At 65.0% G+C, this 18663-nt stretch carries 20 protein-coding genes and 1 pseudogene; 11 read left to right on the top strand and 10 right to left on the bottom strand.

The annotated features are described in order from the left end of the window. Together X741_RS1000000167670 and X741_RS142990 are read right to left on the bottom strand one after the other, a co-directional pair. Positions 1-342 carry an excalibur calcium-binding domain-containing protein gene (locus X741_RS1000000167670; protein WP_245272775.1) on the bottom strand — a complete coding sequence of 114 codons (342 nt, stop codon included), beginning with the start codon at positions 340-342 and terminating at the stop codon, positions 1-3. 109 nt (positions 343-451) lie between these two features. Further along, the gene (locus tag X741_RS142990) at positions 452-985 is read right to left on the bottom strand and encodes a sterol desaturase family protein (RefSeq protein WP_023768234.1); all 534 of its coding nucleotides are present in this window, start codon (positions 983-985) and stop codon (positions 452-454) included. A gap of 181 nt (positions 986-1166) precedes the next feature. On the opposite strand from X741_RS142990, the gene X741_RS142995 reads away from it, so the two are divergent. Further along, on the top strand, positions 1167-1637 hold the full coding sequence (locus tag X741_RS142995) for an NUDIX domain-containing protein (protein WP_023779730.1): 471 nt from the start codon (positions 1167-1169) through the stop codon (positions 1635-1637). A 25-nt stretch (positions 1638-1662) separates the two neighbouring features. Here X741_RS142995 and X741_RS143000 read toward each other — a convergent pair whose 3' ends face one another. Then, positions 1663-2850, bottom strand: a complete 1188-nt coding sequence (locus X741_RS143000) for a Gfo/Idh/MocA family oxidoreductase (RefSeq protein WP_023779729.1) — start codon at positions 2848-2850, stop codon at positions 1663-1665. 338 nt (positions 2851-3188) lie between these two features. Between X741_RS143000 and X741_RS143005 the strand changes: the two genes are divergently transcribed. The 8 genes from X741_RS143005 (at position 3189) to X741_RS143040 (ending at position 12588) form a co-directional block, all read left to right on the top strand. Continuing rightward, positions 3189-4076, top strand: coding sequence for a MurR/RpiR family transcriptional regulator (locus X741_RS143005; RefSeq protein WP_023779728.1), 888 nt, complete (start codon positions 3189-3191; stop codon positions 4074-4076). Positions 4077-4154: 78 nt separating this feature from the next. Then, the gene (locus X741_RS143010) at positions 4155-4937 is read left to right on the top strand and encodes an SDR family oxidoreductase (protein ID WP_023779727.1); all 783 of its coding nucleotides are present in this window, start codon (positions 4155-4157) and stop codon (positions 4935-4937) included. Further along, positions 4934-6469 (top strand): mannitol dehydrogenase family protein, encoded by a 1536-nt coding sequence (locus tag X741_RS143015; RefSeq protein ID WP_023779726.1) that lies wholly within the window; start codon positions 4934-4936, stop codon positions 6467-6469. Before X741_RS143010 ends, X741_RS143015 begins: the two co-directional genes overlap by 4 nt. Before the next feature lie 14 nt (positions 6470-6483). Continuing rightward, entirely contained in the window at positions 6484-7398 is a 915-nt protein-coding gene (locus X741_RS143020) for a sugar phosphate isomerase/epimerase (protein ID WP_023779725.1), read from the top strand. Positions 7399-7486: 88 nt separating this feature from the next. Beyond that, complete coding sequence (locus tag X741_RS143025; RefSeq protein WP_023779724.1) at positions 7487-8521, top strand: ABC transporter substrate-binding protein; 1035 nt, start codon at positions 7487-7489, stop codon at positions 8519-8521. Positions 8522-8737: 216 nt separating this feature from the next. Beyond that, positions 8738-10288 carry a sugar ABC transporter ATP-binding protein gene (locus tag X741_RS143030; RefSeq protein WP_023779723.1) on the top strand — a complete coding sequence of 517 codons (1551 nt, stop codon included), beginning with the start codon at positions 8738-8740 and terminating at the stop codon, positions 10286-10288. Next, the gene (locus X741_RS143035) at positions 10285-11256 is read left to right on the top strand and encodes an ABC transporter permease (RefSeq protein WP_023779722.1); all 972 of its coding nucleotides are present in this window, start codon (positions 10285-10287) and stop codon (positions 11254-11256) included. Before X741_RS143030 ends, X741_RS143035 begins: the two co-directional genes overlap by 4 nt. Positions 11257-11607: 351 nt before the next feature. After that, the gene (locus X741_RS143040) at positions 11608-12588 is read left to right on the top strand and encodes an ABC transporter permease (RefSeq protein ID WP_023779721.1); all 981 of its coding nucleotides are present in this window, start codon (positions 11608-11610) and stop codon (positions 12586-12588) included. 51 nt (positions 12589-12639) lie between these two features. Here X741_RS143040 and X741_RS143045 read toward each other — a convergent pair whose 3' ends face one another. The 5 genes from X741_RS143045 to X741_RS143060 all read right to left on the bottom strand — a co-directional run bounded on the left by X741_RS143045 (position 12640) and on the right by X741_RS143060 (position 16378). Next, on the bottom strand, positions 12640-13242 hold the full coding sequence (locus X741_RS143045; RefSeq protein ID WP_023779720.1) for a cupin domain-containing protein: 603 nt from the start codon (positions 13240-13242) through the stop codon (positions 12640-12642). Positions 13243-13351: 109 nt separating this feature from the next. Then, positions 13352-14104 carry a DUF982 domain-containing protein gene (locus X741_RS1000000171695; RefSeq protein ID WP_348625699.1) on the bottom strand — a complete coding sequence of 251 codons (753 nt, stop codon included), beginning with the start codon at positions 14102-14104 and terminating at the stop codon, positions 13352-13354. Continuing rightward, positions 14082-14306, bottom strand: a complete 225-nt coding sequence (locus tag X741_RS06735; protein ID WP_023779719.1) for a hypothetical protein — start codon at positions 14304-14306, stop codon at positions 14082-14084. The genes X741_RS1000000171695 and X741_RS06735 overlap by 23 nt, the downstream gene beginning before the upstream one ends. 68 nt (positions 14307-14374) lie before the next feature. Continuing rightward, positions 14375-16006: a chaperonin GroEL gene (gene groL, locus X741_RS143055; RefSeq protein WP_023779718.1), complete on the bottom strand. Its 1632-nt coding sequence runs from the start codon at positions 16004-16006 to the stop codon at positions 14375-14377. A gap of 57 nt (positions 16007-16063) precedes the next feature. Then, complete coding sequence (locus tag X741_RS143060) at positions 16064-16378, bottom strand: co-chaperone GroES (RefSeq protein WP_023779717.1); 315 nt, start codon at positions 16376-16378, stop codon at positions 16064-16066. A gap of 326 nt (positions 16379-16704) precedes the next feature. Here X741_RS143060 and X741_RS1000000170010 point away from each other — a divergent pair, with 326 nt between their 5' ends. Together X741_RS1000000170010 and X741_RS143065 are read left to right on the top strand one after the other, a co-directional pair. Beyond that, on the top strand, positions 16705-16866 hold the full coding sequence (locus X741_RS1000000170010; RefSeq protein WP_023779716.1) for a hypothetical protein: 162 nt from the start codon (positions 16705-16707) through the stop codon (positions 16864-16866). A 23-nt stretch (positions 16867-16889) separates the two neighbouring features. Beyond that, on the top strand, positions 16890-17168 hold the full coding sequence (locus X741_RS143065) for an usg protein (RefSeq protein WP_023779715.1): 279 nt from the start codon (positions 16890-16892) through the stop codon (positions 17166-17168). Between the two features lie 86 nt (positions 17169-17254). Here X741_RS143065 and X741_RS143070 read toward each other — a convergent pair whose 3' ends face one another. Further along, entirely contained in the window at positions 17255-17860 is a 606-nt protein-coding gene (locus X741_RS143070; RefSeq protein WP_198024002.1) for a hypothetical protein, read from the bottom strand. A 217-nt stretch (positions 17861-18077) separates the two neighbouring features. Next, positions 18078-18663: pseudogene (locus X741_RS143075) on the bottom strand (ATP-binding protein); the annotation flags it as partial.

The raw sequence follows: 18663 nt of genomic DNA, 5'->3' as shown, positions 1-18663 counted from the left end.
CTACCTGCCGCTGCGCCAATAGCGATGCACCTTGACGCCGCTGGCGCTTTCCCCGTGCCAAGGCTCGCAAGCGATGCCGTCCTTGTCGGCATCATGCGTCGGCCAATAGCCGGGCTGCCCCTTGCGCGCGGGGGCAAGACCGACGGCGCGAGCCGCTGCACAGTTCGGGAACGCGGCAAAGTGCCTGAGGGCGGAGACCGGTGAGTCGAGCTGGATGCCGACAAAGCCGTAGGCGATGTAGCCGGACAACAGGATGAACGGCGCGAAAAGAGCAACCCATTTCAGCCTGCCAAGGCGATGAGATGCAGGCCAGTACAAGAATGGCAGAAGCATTCCCGGCATGCCCCCCGGTCCCAGCACATCGATGCAGGCTATCTCGGGGCAGGCTATCTCGGGCCGGCTGCGATGACAATGATGCCCGATCTGCCGGGATCGAGATACGCCCGGGCCCTCAGAGCTGCGCCGTGCCGAAAACCCGATCCCAGAATATCGACGTCACGCCGAAATTGGCGGTATCGTCGATGTGATGATGCACTGCGTGGCGGCGCTTGAGCGTGTAGAGATAACTGGGATGTCTGGGATGCCAGTGATGGATCATGTGGTGGACGCTGATGTACCAGAGATAGCCCAGCATCAGGCCGCAACTGACCGCGCTCGCGGTCGCGAAACCGAAGGCCATCCACACCGGCAGGAAGGCGACCAGCGCATGCACACCCAGACTGAGCCAGGTCGGCGTACCCACCGAACTGCGCTCCTCGACATGATGACGGTCGTGCAGGTCCCTGATGTAGGGAATGTGATGAAGGACAAAGCGATGCAGGACGTATTCGATCAGCGTCCACAGGCCGAGACAGAAGATGACCATGCCGATCCACTCCGGCGCACTCTCCTCGCCGGCCTCGATCAACCCGGCTATTCCCAATATGGCGATCACCAGCGGATAGACCACGAAATCGCTGTAGTAGCCGATCAGACCCAGTTGCATTCGGACGCCTTACCTGACCTTCGACGCCGCCCCAAAGTGATACTTCAGATTGCCGGACTCGCACATGAGGTGCAATGCGGGCGTGTTTGACATAGCGTCGCAATTCGCCGATGCAAGGGTCGGCATCCATGATCGGCTGGCATTGGCCACCTCGTATCAGCGCCACGAATGGACACGCAAAATGGCAAAACGCAGTGCCGGCCTGCTGATCTATCGTCGAAGCGATGGCGATGTCCGCGTGCTGCTGGTTCATCCCGGCGGCCCGTTCTGGGCGAAGAAGGACGATGGCGCCTGGTCGATCCCGAAAGGCCTTGTCGACGAGAATGAGGACGAGCTTGTGGCGGCACAACGCGAGACCGAGGAAGAAATCGGTATCAAAGTCGACGGCCTTTTCACGCGCCTCGGCGATTACAAGCAACCGGGCGGCAAGATCGTCAGCGCCTGGTCGGTGGAGGTCAGGGCGGAGATCGACGTGGCGGCGATCAAGAGCAACAGCTTCACCATGGAATGGCCGCCGCGGTCGGGATCGATGAAGGAATTCCCGGAGGTCGACAGAGCGGGCTGGTTCAGCCTGCCTGAGGCGGCGGTCAAGATCCTTGCTGGCCAGCGCCCGATGCTGTCGGATTTGGGGCAGCGGCTGGGAATCCAGTGATCTCCCTTGTGGGGAAGATCGGCTGCTACTCTTGAAACCGCGCCGCCGTCCACGCTCCACCCGCCGCATTGGACTCCACCGCTGCGGCGACGAACTTCACCCCGCGTGCGCCATCGACCACGTCAGGCACCTGCGCCGCGCGTGCCGCATCGACCACCCCACCCGACCGATGCGCGCGGATGATGTCGGCGGCATCGCGGTAGAAATTGGCGAAGGCCTCGATATAGCCTTCCGGGTGCGCCGCCGGCATGCGCGAAACGCGCCGGCTTTCCTCGGTCGAGCCATGGCCGCCGCGCACCAGCGTCCGGGTTTCCTCGCCATATCTGGAGAAGCGCAATTCCTCCGGCCGGCTTCCAGACCATTCGAGCCCGGCTCTGTCGCCATAGATGCGCACGGAGAGGTCATTGTAGTGGCCTGGTGATGTCTGGCTGGCCAGGATCGTGCCGCGCGCCCCGCCGGTCCAGCGCACCAGCACATGCGCATTGTCGTCGAGCCGGCGCCCCGGCACGGCGGTGAACAGATCGGCCGACACCGTCTCGGCCTCGCAACCCGAGATATAGCTCGCCAGATTGAAGGCATGCACGCCGATGTCCGCCAGCACCGCCGACTGCCCTGCCCGCGCCGGATCGGTGCGCCATTCCGCCTGCTTCTGGCCCTCGGCGTCGATCGGCTTCGTCAGCCAGTCCTGGATATAGGCGCCGTGCACCGACACGATCCGGCCAAGCTCGCCCGCCGCCACCATCTCGCGCGCCTGGCGCACCATGGCGTAGCCGGTGTTGTTGAGCGTGACGACGAAGCGGCGCTTCTTCGCCTTCGCCAACGCCACCAGCGCCTCGGCGTCGTCAAGCGTCGTCGACAGCGGCTTGTCGCAGATCACGTCGATGCCGGCTTCGAGGAAGGCGGTGGCGATCGGCGCGTGCAGATGGTTGGGCGTGACGATGACGACGGCCTCTATGCCATCCGGCCGCGCCGCCTCGGCCTTGGCCATGGCATGGTAGTCGGCATAGCTACGCTCCGGCGCGATGCCGATCTCGGCGGCAGAGGCGGCGGCGTTTTCCGGATCGGAAGACAGCGCGCCGGCGACCAGCGCGATCTGGTCGTCGAGGCGCATGGCGAGCCGGTGCACCGCGCCGATGAAGGCGTTGCGGCCGCCGCCGACCATGCCAACCCGCAGGCGCTTGCCCGCCGACCCGTCCGATGTTGCGTAGACCATGTTTGTCTCCTCCGAGCAGACTGATTCAAGGGCTGAGGCCCGATATCGAGCCGGCACCCACCGTCGAGTTCTGTGGCGCCCCCTCTGTCCTGCCGGACATCTCCCCCTCCAGGGGGAGATTGGCAGCGTCGACTGCGGCGCCTTTCTTGCAACGCTGGCGATTGGCGAAAGCAGAGGTACGTCCAATCTCCCCACTTGAGGGGGAGATGTCCGGCAGGACAGAGGGGGGCGCCGTAGAGCGCCACCTTTGACCGCTAGCATCATTCTCCTGACTCACCGTCGAACGCCATTTCCAATTTCCATATTGTAAAACGATCGTATCGCGCTAGCCTGAAAACATGAGCGGGGCGCGCAAATCATCGGGACGGTCCATTGCCGACGAGGCGGCGACGCGCAAGCGGGGGCGCTCGCTGGCAGCACTGGGCTACATCCAACCTCGGACCTATGAGGAACTGCGTGCGGTGCTGTCGTCGGGCACGGTGCATTTTCCCAAACGGCTGCGCCAGGTGGCGATCTTCCTGTGGCAGCATCCGAGCGACGTCGCGCTCGGCACCATCGCGCAGGTGGCCGCCCAGGCAGGCGTGCAGCCCTCGACGCTGGTCCGCTTTGCCCAGATCTTCGGTTACTCCGGCTTTTCCGATTTCCAGGGCCTGTTCAAGGACCACGTCAAGGGATCGTGGCCGGAAGGGCGTGGCCAGGAAAAGACAGAGGCCAATGCCAATCTGCATTTCCTGCATGGCATGGTGGGCGCCTCGCAGGCCTCGCTTGGCCGAGTCGAGGCCGGCTTCGACGTCGAAAGCTTCGAAAAGATGGTGGCGCTGCTGGCTGGCGCCGACCTCATCTACGTCATCGGCTCCAAGCGCGCCTTCCCTGTCACCACCTATCTGTCGCTGACCTTGTCGCAACAGGGTGTGCGCAATGTGCTGGTCGACAATGTCGGCTCCTCGGCACTCGACCAGGTCGGCTGCATCGGCGCGCGCGACGCAGTGCTGGCCGTCTCCTTCAGCCCCTACAATTCGATCACCCCGGACCTCGTCGCGGTGGCGCATGAGCGCAAGGCCCGCATCGTCACCATCACCGACAGCACCTTCAGCCCGTTGATCCGGCTGTCGGACAGTTGGCTGGAAGTGGTGGAATCCGACTTCGCCGGCTTTCGCTCGCTGGCGGCCTCGTTGGCGGTCGGCATGGCACTGGTCCAAGGGGTCGCCGCGCGCCGCGGAACATGAGGCCCCGCTGGCACAATTGACTATCGGGAATTGTCGTTCCATATTTCAGAAAATAGAAACTTTGTTCCGGGAGGAGGAATGGAGCTTCATCTTCAAGGTAAGGTCGTGCTGGTCACCGGCGCGACGCAAGGCATCGGCCGTGCGATCGCTCAGGCGCTGGCGCGCGCCGGCGCCGGCGGGCTGCTGATCACCGGGCGCGATGGCAAACGCGGCGACGCCGTGGCGGCGGAACTGTCGGCCACCGGCACGCCGACCATCTTCGTCGCCGCAGACCTCGGAGACCCGGCAACCCCCGCCCTTCTGGCGCGGGCATGTATCGAGCGCTTCGGCCGCATCGATGGCCTGGTCAACGCCGCCGGCCTGACCGACCGTGCCTCCTTCCTCAATGCCAGCCTCGACGACTGGGCCTCGCTGTTCGCCGTCAACGCGCGGGCACCATTCTTCCTGATGCAGGCTGCCATCGCCGACATGAAGAAACGCGGCCAAGGTGGCTCGATCGTCAATATTCTCTCGATCAACGCCCATTGCGGCTCGCCCGAGCTCGCGGTCTATTCCGCCACCAAGGGCGCGCTGGCGACGCTGACCAAGAACGCCGCCAACGCCCACCGTTTCGACCGCATCCGCGTCAACGGCATCAATGTCGGATGGACCGACACGCCGGCCGAACGCGTCATGCAATCCGAAATTTTGGGCAACGGCCCGGGCTGGCTCGACGCCGCCAACGCCGCACAGCCTTTCGGCAGGCTGTTGACGCCGAACGACATCGCCAACCTCGCAGTTTTCCTGCTGTCCGACGCGGCCGGACCGATGACCGGCGCCGTGATCGACCAGGAACAGTCCGTGATCGGGGCGAACCGGTGAACGCTTCACCCGAGACATTGGGTCCGGCGCTGCTCGACCGCTTGCCTGTGTCGGTCCAGACACCGGCCTATGACCGTGCGGCCCTCGCCCCGGGGATGGCGCATCTCGGTGTCGGTGCGTTCCACCGCTGCCACCAGGCCGAATATACCGATGACCTACTGTCGCTGCAGTTCGACCGCTGGGGCGTGGTCGGTATCAACATCCGCCCGCCCGGCCTCGCCGCCACGCTCGGCCGGCAGAGCGGCCTCTATACCAGGCTGATCCGCGAGAATAGCCATGTCGAGGCGCGCGTCATCGGCAGCATCGTCAAGGTGGTCGACAGCCAGGAGAGTGCAGAACCGGCGCTCGACGTGCTCGCCTCGCCCGACATCGAACTGGTGACGATGACGGTGACCGAAAAGGGCTACTGCCACATTCCGTCGAGCGGCGAACTCGATCTCGGCCATCCCGACATCGTTCATGACCTCGCCAACCCCGAGACACCGAGGAGCGTGCCCGGCATCATCGCACGGACGCTTGAGTTACGCCGGGCGACCCATGGCCGGTCGCTGACGCTGCTGTCTTGCGACAACATCCCGACCAACGGCGTCATCCTCGAAAAGGTCGTGCGGACTTTCGCCGAGCGGCGCGGCAAAGGGCTGGCCGACTGGATAGCGGCCAACGCCGCCTTCCCCTGCGCCATGGTCGACCGCATCGCACCGGCGGTGACGCGCGATGACCTCGACAACGTCGAGCAATGGTTCGGCTACCGCGACGCCGCGGTCGCTGTCGGCGAGCCATTTCGGCAATGGGTGATCGAACAAAAATTCGCCGGCCGCGTGCCGCGCTGGGACCTGGTCGGCGCCACCTTCGTCGACGATGTCACTCCCTTCGAGCATCTCAAGATGCGGGTGCTGAACGGCGCCCAGACGACGCTCGCCACTCTCGGCGTGCTGGCCGGGCTGGAACACACATTCGATGCCGTCGCCGACCCGCTGCTGTTGGCCTTTGTGCGACGCATGCTGGTGGAAGAAACGCTGCCGACGTTGACGCCGGTGCCCGGCGTCCTGCCCCTCGCCTATGTCGAGCAAAGTCTCGGCCGGCTGCAGAACACCGCGATCCGCCACCGCAACCACCAGATCGCCACCGATGGCTCGCAGAAAATCGTCCAGCGCCTGCTCAACCCGATCCGCGACCGCTTGCGCCAGGGCGCCGGCATCGGCCTGCTGTCGGTGCCGGTCGCCGGCTGGATGGCTTATCTGATCCAGGCCTCAACCCGGTTCGGCAAACGCTGGCCGGTGTCGGACCCCTATGCCGGCAAGGTCGCTGGGATCGCCGACACGGTCGGCCGAGATGCACCAGCGCTGGCTTCAGGCATTCTGGCCATCGACACGATTTTCGCCCCCGGCCTTGCCGCGAACGAGACGTTTCGCGCGGCCGTTACGTCAGCGCTTGATGATCTGCTTTCGGACGATCCGATGGCCGCTGTCAGGCACAGTCTTGAACAAGATGAGGTCGCGAGGTTGAAGCGATCCAAACAATCGGCATTATAGGGTTGGGAGGCACTATGAAACTTGGACTGCTCACCGCACCGTTTGCGCAGACGCCGCTCGGCGAGGTCGCCGGCTGGGCAAATCAGGCCGGCTTCGAGGCGCTGGAAATCGCCTGCTGGCCGAAAACGTCCGGCGCGACCCGCCGCTATGCCGGCACCAGCCATATCGACGCGGCTTCCACCTCGCCCGCGCAGGCCAAGGAGATCGTCGCCTCGCTGGCCGAAAAGAACCTCACGGTCTCCGGCCTCGGCTACTATCCCAACCCGCTGCATCCGGATGCCGCGCATCGCGAGGCGGTCATTGGCCATCTCAAGAAGGTGATCGTGCTGGCCGCCAATATGGGCGTTCCCGTGGTCAACACCTTCTGCGGCGGCGATGCCTCGAAGACCGTCGACGTCAACTGGCAGGATGCGCTGAAAGTCTGGCCCGAAATCGTCGCGTTTGCGCGCGGCCACGGCGTCAAGCTTGCCTTCGAGAACTGCCCGATGATCTTCAGCTATGACGAATGGCCGGGCGGGCACAACATCGCCTATTCGCCACAGGTCTGGCGCCGCATCCTGGAAGCCTGGGGCGGCGAGGTCGGCATGAATTTCGACCCCTCGCATCTCGTCTGGCAAATGATCGATCAGGCCCGCTTCATCAGGGAATTCGGCCCCTACATGCTGCATGTCCACGCCAAGGACTTGATGATTGATCGTGATGGTTTGTACGAGCGCGGAATTCTCTCCGCCGGCATAGGCTGGCAGGTGCCGCGCATGCCGGGGCTGGGCGATGTCGATTGGAGCGGCTTCTTCTCCGGCCTCTACCGCGCCGGCTATGACGGATCCGTCATCATCGAACATGAGGACAGGCGATTTGAAGGCAGCGACGACCAGGTGAAGCGGGGCTTTCTGCTCGCCCGCGACGTGCTGCGTCCTTTCGTCAAGTGAATTGGAGTGCTCCGCATGACTCACTTTGTCAGCGGCGTGCTTCAACGGATTGAACTGGAACTGAAAAACAATGTGGAGGAAGTCTGAAATGAAAAAAATCCTGACCATGGTCCCGCTCCTTGCGGGTGCCGCCTTGCTGGCCTCGGTGGGCGTCTCTGCCGCCGCCGGCAAATACACGATCGGCATCTCCAACACCGTGCAGGGCAATGGCTGGCGCGAGGAGATGGTCTGCGCCATGAAGGCGCAGGCACTCGCGTCCGGCGAGGTCGCCAAGCTCAACATCGCCCACCGCAACACCGATGCCGCCGGTCAGTTGGAAGACATCCGCAACCTGATCAGCGCCAAGGTCGACGCCATCGTCGTCAACCCCGCCGATCCGGCCGGCATCAAGGCGGGCCTCGAGGAAGCCACCAAGGCCGGCATCGTCGTCGTCGCCGTCGACCAGGCGGTCACCGAACCGTCGGCCTACATCATCTCCAACAACCAGGAACAATACGCCTATCTCGGCGCCAAGTGGCTGTTCGGCCAGATGGGCGGCAAGGGCGAGGTGTTCTACATGCGCGGCGCCGCCGGCGCTTCGGCCGACTCCGATCGCGATAAAGGCTTCAAGAAGGCGCTGGCCGAATTCCCCGACGTGAAGGTCGCGCAGGAAGTCTTCACCGGCTGGCAGCAGGACCAGGCCAAGCAGCAGATGCTGTCGTTCCTGGCCACCGGCACGCCGTTCAACGGCGTGTGGACCTCCGGCATCGACAACGTCATCGTCGACGCGCTGGTTGAATCGCAGGCCCCGCTGGTGCCGGTGGTCGGCGCCGACAATGCCGGCTTCGTCGGCCAGTTGAGCTCGGTCAAGGACCTCGTCGGCGCTGCCGTCACCAACCCCGGCTCGATCGGCGGTGCTGGTGTCACGCTGGCGCTGCAGATCCTCGACGGCAAGAAGCCGGCACAGCAAACCGTGCTGGTCGACCCGCAACTGTGGGACAACGCGACCGATGAAGGCAAGGCCAAGCTCAAGGCCGCCGCCGACCCGTCGCTCAGCCCCGAATGGCCAGTCTCGATCTCGATCCCGGACTGGACGACGTACACGAAGGAGCAGATCGTGGCTTGCAAGGGCCCGGGGGAGTAAGCAGACGAAACGCGTTTCTGCCTTCTCCCCTTGTGGGAGAAGGTGGATCGGCGCGCAGCGCCGAGACGGATGAGGGGTGTTCCAGCGGAGTGAGNCACCCCTCATCCGACCTCGCTTCGCGAGGCCACCTTCTCCCACAAGGGGAGAAGGGAAGGTCACCGTTGCGGCCAATCGGTTCCACAAATACCTGAACAGCTTGACCCGAGACCCAGCCATTTGACCACCAGCCCTCTCCTCGACGCCACCGGCGTCGCCAAGAATTACGGCGCGGTTGCAGCGCTTCGCAACGCGTCGCTGTCCGTGCTGCCGGGCGAGGTGCATGCGTTGATGGGCGCCAACGGCGCCGGCAAGTCGACGCTGGTGAAGATCCTGACGGGAGCGATCCAGGCCAATGCCGGGCGCATCCTGATCCGCGGCGAGGCGCGCGACATCCGTTCGCCGGCCGCCGGACGCCGCGCCGGCCTGTTGCCGGTCTACCAGGAACCGTCGCTGATCCCAGATCTCGATGTGCTGTCCAATCTGCGGCTGACCGGCACGCCGGTCGAGCCGTTCCGCGCCTGGGTGCGCGAACTCGGCATTCCCGACCTCGACCTGCGCGACACCGCGCGCGACATCCCGCTGGCCGTGCTGCGCGTGCTCGACCTGGCCCGCGCGCTGGCCGTCGAGCCCGACGTGCTGCTGCTCGACGAGATGACGGCGGCGCTGCCCGCCAACCTCGCCGAGAAGGTGCTGGAAGTCGTGCGCCGCCAAGGCGACTCGGGCCGCGCCGTGATCTTCATCTCGCATCGCTTCGTCGAAATCTCCGCATTGTGCGACCGCGCCACCGTGCTGCGCGATGGCGAGACCGTCGGCGTTGTCGATATCGTGCCGGGCGTCGAGGAAAAGATTGTCGAACTGATGCTCGGCACACGCATCGTCAAGACCCACGTCGCCGCCCGCAGCGCTGCTGAAAAGGCGGCGCCCATCGCCGCCCGGCCGCGCATAACCGTGCGCAACCTGCGCGTCGGCACCAAGCTCAGCGATGTCTCCTTCGACCTTGGAGATGGCGAGGTCGCCGGCGTCGTGGCGCTCGAAGGCCAGGGCCAGGACGAACTGTTCTCAGCCCTTGCCGGCTCGATCCGCCCATCCGGCGGCACCATCGAGGTCGACGGCCAGCCGGCAAAGTTCTCGCACCCGATCGACGCCATTCGCGCCGGCATCGCCTATGTGCCGGGCGACCGCGCCGAGGCGCTCGCCATGCAGCGCTCGGTGCGCGAGAACATCGCGCTGCCCTTCAGCGCTGCGTTCCGCAACTGGGGGCCGATCAACATGCGCAGGGAGCGTGCGAAGGTGGCCAGCGCCATCGAGCGGCTGCAGATCGACACCCGCGCGCAGGGCGAAGTGCAGCGCCTTTCCGGCGGCAACCAGCAGAAGGTGACCATCGCCCGCTGGATCGCTGCCGATGCCCGAACCATCCTGTGTTTCGACCCGACGCGCGGCATCGATGTCGGCACCAAGCAGGAGATCTATAAATTGCTGCGCCAGCTTGCCGGCAACGGCAAGTCGGTGCTGTTCTACACTTCGGAACTCGAAGAGGTGCAGCGCGTCTGCGACCGCGTCATCGTCATCTTCGGCGGCCGCCTGGTCGACATCTTCCCGGTCGAGGAAGCCGACGAGCCGGCATTGATGCGCGCCGCCTACGGCCTGCCGCGCGGCGTCAAAGCCGATGTCGGCATTTTGGCCGACCCCACCGCGAACGCTTCCGATGCGCCGGAGGCGGCGTCATGAGCCATTTCCTGCGCCGCCAGGGCTGGGTCACCGGCCTGTTCGCTCTCCTCATCGTGCTGTTCATCGTCACCAAGCTGATCCAGCCGGGCTATGGCAGCGGCGACTTCGGCTCGCTCGCGCGGGCGGTTCTGCCCTATGCCTTCGCTGTCGCCGCGCAGACGGTGGTCGTGATCGCCGGCGGCATCGACCTGTCGGTCGCCGCGATGATGGCGCTGACCAGCGTCACCGCCGCCTCGATGATGGCGGGCGCAAGCGAGGAATACGCGCTGTTCGTGGTGCCCTTCGTGCTCGCCATGGGCCTCGTGCTCGGCGCCGTCAACGGCATGCTGATCGTCATCACCCGCGTGCCCGACATCGTGGTGACGCTCGCCATGCTGTTCGTGCTGCAAGGTGCCGCCCTTCTGGTGCTCGGCGCGCCGGGCGGAAGCGCCGCCGAATGGCTGAAGGCGCTGATCTCGGGCACCGTGCCGATACCGGGCGTGCCCGACGCCATCGACGCCTGGCTGCCCAAGGCGCTGCTGGTGCTCATCGTCTGCCTCTGCATCGTCTGGATACCGCTCAGGCGCTCGCGCCTCGGCCTCTCCATCTACGCCATCGGCTCGAGCGAACTGGCGGCGTTCCGCTCAGGCGTGCCGGTCGCCCGTACCCGCATCGTCGCCTATGCGCTGTCGGGCCTGTTCGCAGCTTTTGGAGGGCTGGCGCTGACCATGAGCACCGGCATCGGCGCTCCCATTCCCGGCCCCTATCTCTTGGCCAGCGTCGCCGCCGTGGTGCTGGGTGGCGTGGCGCTCGGCGGCGGCAAGGGCGGCCTGCTCGGCCCCATCGTCGCCGTCTTCGTGCTGCGCCTGGTGCGCACGGATCTCACCCTGCTCGCCATCGACCCCAACGTCACCGCCATCATCGAAGGCGCCATCATGGTCGCCGTGGTTATGTTCGGCGCGTTTATTACCATGCGGGGGCGGCAATGATGAGGGTGCATCGGCATGCGCTTCTTCCTTCCCCCCTTGTGGGGGAAGGTGGATTGCCGCGCAGCGGCAAGACGGATGAGGGGTGTTCCAGGGAACGCCAACGTCTCACTCCGCTGGAGCACCCCTCATCCGTCTCGGCGCTCCGCGGCAATCCACCTTCCCCCACAAGGGGGGAAGNGAAGGTGGATCGGCGCGCAGCGCCGAGACGGATGAGGGGTGTTCCAGGGAACGCCAACGTCTCACTCCGCTGGAGCACCCCTCATCCGTCTCGGCGCTATCGCGCCGATCCACCTTCTCCCACAAGGGGAGAAGGGAAAGATGCGTCGTGCCAACTCTATCGCGAGCCACCCCATGAGCACCACCGCGATCACCCCCGTCCCTTTCGGCCGCCGCCTAAAACGCTTCATGGCCGATCGGCCGCTGATCCCGCTGATTATCCTGCTCGTCATCCTGGTGGTGATCCTGCAGATCCTGCGCCCCGGCATCGTCAACGAGCGCTGGATCGCCAACACCATCAAATTCGCCATTCCGCTGGCGATCCTCGCCGGCTGCCAGACCATGACCATGCTGACCGGCGGCATCGACCTGTCGGTCGGCACGGTGGCGACGATGAGCGCCTTCATCATGGCGACGCAAGTCGTCAACCAGGACCCGGCGGTGGCTTTCCTGCTAGCGATGATGCCGGCGGTGCTGATCGGCTTGGTCAACGGCATCGGCGTCGGCGTCTTCCGCGTCCACCCGCTGATCATGACGCTGGGCACCAGCCTGATCGGCACCGGCTGTCTGCAGGTCTACCAGCGCACGGTGATCGCCTCTGGCGCCAAGATCCCCGACTTCCTCGCCTGGCTCGGCACCGGCGTCACCTCAGGCTTCCCCAACGCGCTGCTGCTGTTCGTGCCGCTGGCCGCGCTGATCGTCTTCACGCTGGCCCGCACCGGCTTCGGCCGCCTGCTCTACGCCGTCGGCGACAATGAGCGCGCGACGCGGCTGTCGGGCGTGCAATACTGGCAGGTGATCACCGCGCTCTACGTCATATCCAGCGTGCTCGCCGGCATCACCGGCCTGCTCTATATCGGCCTGATCAAAGCCCCATCGCTCTCCCTCGCCGAACCCCTGGTGCTGCCCTCCGTCGCCGCCGCCGTCATCGGCGGCACCTCCATCTTCGGCGGTCGCGGCGGCTATACCGGCACCATCATCGGCGCGCTCATCCTGACCGTGCTGACGACGCTCTTGACCATCCTGCAGATGCCCGAGGGAGCGAGAAGGATCCTGTTCGGGCTGATCGTGCTGTTCGTGACGGCGGCTTATTTGAGGATAGTCGAGGAGCGGTAGTTCCCGACCAAAGGGACAAATAGTGCCCGCCTGGCCTTCGCTGGAACCGCCTCAGTCTTTCTTCCAGGCCGTCAGCAATGGCCCCTCGCTTCCATAGACGGGGTCCTTTCGCGGACGGCCTACCCTCGGGATCGTCACGACCGCCTTGGCGTGGTCGGCGGCGGTCGTGCATTCGTCGTAGGTGCCGGATGCGGGATAGGCGCCAACCACGAGGAAGTCCTCGGACGCCGAAATCCGCTGGTGTCCGGTGCCGGCCGGGAGAACCGCGACATCGCCGGCCTTCAGCGCCAGTGTTCGTCCCTTCTCGCCGCCGAACTGGACCTTGGCCGTGCCGCGCGCGACGCCGAGCACTTCGTGGATGCGCGAATGGTAATGAACGTAGTCGTAGATGCCGTCGCGCCAGCTGTCGCCCCAGCCATTGGCGCCGAAAAGCTCCTCCATGACCGCCGCGGGATCGAAGTCTTGCGGCAGCCGCACGGCGCTGCGATAGACGACAAGCGGCCAGGACGGGTGGTTGGGCACCAGGCCATCATCCCTGAACCTGAATTCATTCGGTTTTCGCGGCCTGACGAGATCGGCGGCCTGTCGCCTGCCGGGCCTTGCAACGCCGGTAACCTGTTCGGCTGCTTTCTTCATGCTTTGCAGGATGCTCATGACGTGGCCTCGCATCAGGGAACCAACGCCGGTTCAACCTGCGTGCCGTCGCTTGGTTCCATCAAGGCTGTGCCCGCCGCCTGGCGCGAAAGCCGGGGTGGCCGTATGGTCAACCCGCGAGTTCGCCCGCGCGCGGCGCATCGCCCAGCGCTGCGGCCGGCGCAACCATGTCCTGCACCAATATGTCGTTGCGCCTTGCGAAGGTGACCAGCGTCGCCCGCACGGTTTCGGGGTCGATCTCGCCGGCAATGCCGGCCTTGCAGGCGTTGAGCGCAATGGCGTGCGCGCCGTTGCGGCCGGCGGCCGGCCAATCCTGCAACAGGGCGTAGGCTTCCATCACATTCTCGATCGCAACCGGAAAGCCCATTCCGACCAGAACGGTGACCGGTTCTTCAAACTGCCCACGATTCATGGCTTTTGCCTCCTCTCGATTATGCGGCACCTGCAGCGGACCGGGCACAGGAGAGCGCGGCCCGCCGCCGACACGGTGCATGGACATCTTGTATGGAAGATTGAGCCGCCGGTTGGGCACCGCCGATCGCGCACGGTTCGACCTGGACACTTCGATCGTGGCAGGACCGGTCTTGGTCGGCCCGAGGTTGGCCGGCCCGATGTTGGCTGGCTCGACCTTGCCTGGCTCGATCTTGGCTGAGTCCAGCGCCGGCATGCTCCGGCCTGGCGCCGGCAACATCCTATGTGCCTTCACCAGAGCCTCGAGCCAGGCGGCGACGGCAAATGGAGATCGGCTGCGGCCGTCAAGCCAGGCCGCAATCTCTCCTTGCGGCCGGCCGAGTTCGGCGGCGAGGTCGGCCGCTTCCCACCTCAGTATTTTCAGGCATTCACGCAACCGGCCCGCGATCACGTCTCCACCTCCAAACAACAACGCCCTTCATCTTCTGTGCGGCGAACATCGCTCGCCGGTTCCAGCCGGCGGCTTCGGCCATGTCGAGCAGTCCTGCCAGTCGCGGCTGCAGCACGCTGCGGCATTCTTTTTCGTAGGCCAGGAACTCCTTTGCCTCATGTGTCGGCGCCGGCAGGGGTCCAAGGCCAGCCATCGCATCCATGTTTACCTCCGCTCGATTTCATCCTGATGCCCGCTCCCCAGCCGGGGAGCGGGCCGTCATGCATGGGCTCAGAAATCCATGCCGGCGCCGGCGGGCATCGCCGGGGTGGCGGCTTCCTTCTTCGGTTTCTCGGCCACCATCGCCTCGGTGGTCACCAGCAGGCCGGCGACGGAGGCTGCGTCCTGCAGCGCCGTGCGCACCACCTTGGCCGGGTCGATCACGCCCTGGCCATAGAGATCGCCGAACTCGTTGGTCTGGGCATTCCAGCCCCAGCCGAACTCGCTCTTCTCGCGCAGCTTGCCGACGATGATCGAGCCTTCGGCGCCGGCATTCTCGGCGATCTGGCGCACCGGCGTTTCGATCGCGCGGCGCACGATCTCGACACCGGTCTTCTGGTCGGGATTGTCGGTCTGGACGGCATCGAGCGCCCTGGCGGCTCGAAGCAACGCGACACCGCCACCGGGCAGCACGCCTTCCTCGACTGCCGCGCGCGTGGCGTGGAGCGCATCGTCGACGCGGTCCTTGCGCTCCTTGACCTCGACCTCGGTCGAGCCGCCGACGCGGATCACCGCGACGCCGCCGGCAAGCTTGGCTAGCCGCTCCTGCAGCTTCTCGCGGTCATAGTCCGAGGTGGTCTCCTGGATCTGCGCCTTGATCTGCGCGACACGGCCCTGGATCTCTTCCTTGCGGCCGACACCGTCGACGATGGTGGTGTTCTCCTTCTCGACCACCACCTTCTTGGCGCGGCCCAGCATCTCCAGCGTCACATTCTCCAGTTTGATGCCGAGATCTTCCGAGATCGCCGTGCCGCCGGTGAGGATGGCGATGTCCTCCAGCATGGCCTTGCGGCGGTCGCCGAAGCCGGGCGCCTTGACGGCAGCAACCTTGAGGCCGCCGCGCAGCTTGTTGACCACCAGCGTGGCGAGCGCCTCGCCCTCGACATCCTCGGCGATGATCAGCAGCGGCTTGCCCGACTGCACCACCGCCTCCAGCGCCGGAAGCAGCGCCTGCAGGTTGGAGAGCTTCTTCTCGTGGATCAACACATAGGGCTCGTCGAGTTCGACGCGCATCTTGTCCTGATTGGTAATGAAATAAGGGCTGAGATAGCCGCGGTCGAACTGCATGCCCTCAACGACTTCGAGTTCGGTCTCGGCGGTCTTGGCCTCCTCGACGGTGATCACGCCTTCATTGCCGACCTTCTCCATCGCCTCGGCGAGGAAGCGGCCGATCTCGGCATCGCCGTTGGCCGAGATGGTGCCGACCTGCGCGATCTCGTCATTCCTGGTCACGTCGCGGGCATTGGCCTTCAGCTCTGCCACCACCGCCTCCACGGCCTTGTCGATGCCGCGCTTCAGGTCCATCGGGTTCATGCCCGAGGCAACCGCCTTGGCGCCTTCCTTGACGATGGCCTGGGCAAGAACGGTCGCGGTCGTAGTGCCGTCGCCGGCGATGTCGTTGGTCTTGGACGCCACTTCGCGCACCATCTGCGCGCCCATGTTCTCGAACTTGTCCTCGAGCTCGATCTCCTTGGCGACGGTGACGCCGTCCTTGGTGATGCGCGGCGCGCCGAACGATTTGTCGATCACCACGTTGCGCCCCTTGGGGCCAAGCGTCACCTTCACCGCATTGGCGAGGATGTCGACGCCGCGCAGCATCTTCTCGCGCGCTTCGGTATGGAATTTAACCTCTTTTGCAGCCATTGGATCACTCCTTCATCTAGGCAGCATTCGTTGACTGGTTGGATTTTCAAGAAGCCGTCAGGCGGCCTTCTTGATCTGCGCGGCCTCTTCGATCACGCCCATCACGTCACTTTCCTTCATGACGAGCAGATCCTGGCCGTCGAGCCGTATCTCGGTGCCGGACCATTTGCCGAACAGGATGCGGTCGCCGACCTTGACGTCGAGCTCGACCAGCTTGCCGCCGTCGTCGCGCGCGCCGGGACCGACAGCGAGTACCTCGCCTTCCTGCGGCTTCTCCTTGGCGGTGTCGGGAATGATGATGCCGCCCGCGGTCTTTTCCTCGGCGTCGATGCGGCGGACCACGATACGGTCATGCAATGGACGGAACGCCATTTCGTTCTCCTTCTGGACAAACATGTTTTTCGCGGTTCCTCCGCAACCGGACCGGCAAAATCGGCCAGTGCGGAACGCAGCGACCCTTGCTCAGGCATCGCGCGCGCATATCGAGCTAGTTTTGCCGTTTTTCGGTTTCAAGAGCCCCGCCAAAAAATTTTGGCACTCCTGCGCCGCGAGTGCCAAGGGCCTGTTATCGCGACCTATCCAGGTCGGATGCCGGCTTGAATCTTCTATCCTTGTTCAACAGATTATACGCGCCCGGCGCATCCCGGGCGCCGGAACCGCGATCCGCTCAAGGAGTTGTTTGCAGACGGAGCACATCGATGGACCGACAGATTTTTTCGCCGCTCAAATCCACCCCTGCCGCCGAAAGCTCCAACCGCGCGCTTGACCGCCTGCTCCAGGATACCAGCGACGGCGGCGTCTCGGCACTACGCCAGCCGAGCGGCGATTCCATCACCACTTTTGACAGGCTGCATGCCTAATACCTGACAGGAAGGAGAAACGAATGATCGCAAGCGTCAGCAAGGAATTCCGTCTCCAGATGGAGGGCTACGGCCTGACCACGGCGGAGATTCACTATCACCTGCCCGATCATCCGAGCCTGCTCCAACTCTATGTCTGGCAGGATTATGACCTTGCGCCCGAGTTCCCCGAGCTTCACGGGTTCCTATCCTATTGGGAGCGCCAACTCGAAGGCCCGCTGCACTCGGTTCGCGTCGCCCACCACCGGCTGATCCAGCCTTCGGAATGGCGGGCCATCGACGGCATCATCGCTATCCAGTAGCGCGAGCAACCCGCTCCAAACCCGCCAAATCCATGGAGCTGGTCGGAAGTCGAAGCAGACATTTGAAGGCGACGCGCGGCACCACCTCACCAGAAGCCGATCAACGACCTCAATATCGCCGTGGGGCCGATCGCTTCCCGGCAGGTCCTGCGAAACCCGGCTCGGCCCGTTGCGGCAAGCACGTCGCCGTCGATGTCGCCTAGGATAAGGCGTGCATTGCGCCAGCCGATCCTGGCGAGCGCCGATGCCAGATCCGCGCGCGCCGGATCGAACGGACCCTGGTTGGCGGCCGGGTCCGCTGGCCGGTCAATGTCATTGCTCGCACCGATCGCGTGCCGAGGGATAGTCACGGTGGTGCCGGTGTCGAAAGGCGGGGAAAGATCGAGAAACCTGGAAATCGAACCGAGGCAAAGGGCCGGCGCGGAAACGAGTTGCTCATAGGCTACGAAATGCACGGGTGCGCCGGTGCGGCGCAGGGCTTCCATGGCAAAGTAAAACTGGTTCCAATAATCGGCAGGTGTGCGGAACCTGTAGGCCATCTTTGGGTGCGTAAAATCCTGCTTGAGTTCGAATGGCCTGTTCAGGAATGGACCGAGATGTTTGGCCGGCCGGAAAATGCTGTCGTTTCGGCTGAAGCGGAACCATGACAGGAGCTGGGTGATGGGATCCTTGCTCATCACGATGATGGGCAAGTCTCCATATCCAAGGTCGCGTCCGTTCATCAGGGCCGGAAAGATTCCATGCTTCCAAAAGCCCTGGTCGAAGACGACAGACACCCCGAGATGAGTTTCCATTAGGTGCTTCGCGAGATTCGTGCCGGACCTCGGTGTCCCCATGATACGCACCCGCGCAACCTTGCCCTCAGACTGCTTATGCGATCCGTCGGGTGTTGAACGCGTCATGGCCCCCTCACAGCGCCAGGCTCCCTTGCTCCGCCTCCTCGGCGTTGGGGTCGCCGGGCGCCGTGGCCCAGGCGAGCTCGACCAGCGTCACGGTGCGCCGGCCGGTGCCGTCGAGTTGGCACACGATGAGCCCCTGCTCCTCGATATAGGTGAGGAGGCGCCGGGCCCGGCGCAGCGAGTGCGAGCCATAGGCGCGCGCGATCGCGGCGTCGCTCGGGCACGGCCAGCCCTCCTTCGCCGCGCGAGCGATCATCATGAACACGCCCTGCATGTCGTCGGGCAGCAGCGAGGCCCGCACTGAAACGTCCCGCCATGCGTCATCCTGCGTCGTTTCCGAGCCGAGGCCGGCGCGGGCTCGCGTCAGCATGCGGCGGAATGCGGGCAGGTCCGGCACGACCGAGGCGAGGCCCTCGATGCGGCAGCGAACCACGAACTCCTGGTAGAGCACGCCGATGACGCGGAACCCCGCATCGGGCTCGGCCAGCACGGCGCGCAGCACGCGGTCGACACGCTCGCGCCGCTCCGCCAGATCCTCCGCGCTGATCAGCGGCTCGGCTGGTTCGGGGCGGATTTCCAGGGCCGCCGACTTCGCC

The sequence above is a fragment of the Mesorhizobium sp. LNHC221B00 genome (assembly GCF_000502935.1).
GTDB lineage: Bacteria > Pseudomonadota > Alphaproteobacteria > Rhizobiales > Rhizobiaceae > Mesorhizobium > Mesorhizobium opportunistum.
This window is presented reverse-complemented; position numbering and strand designations above follow the sequence as displayed.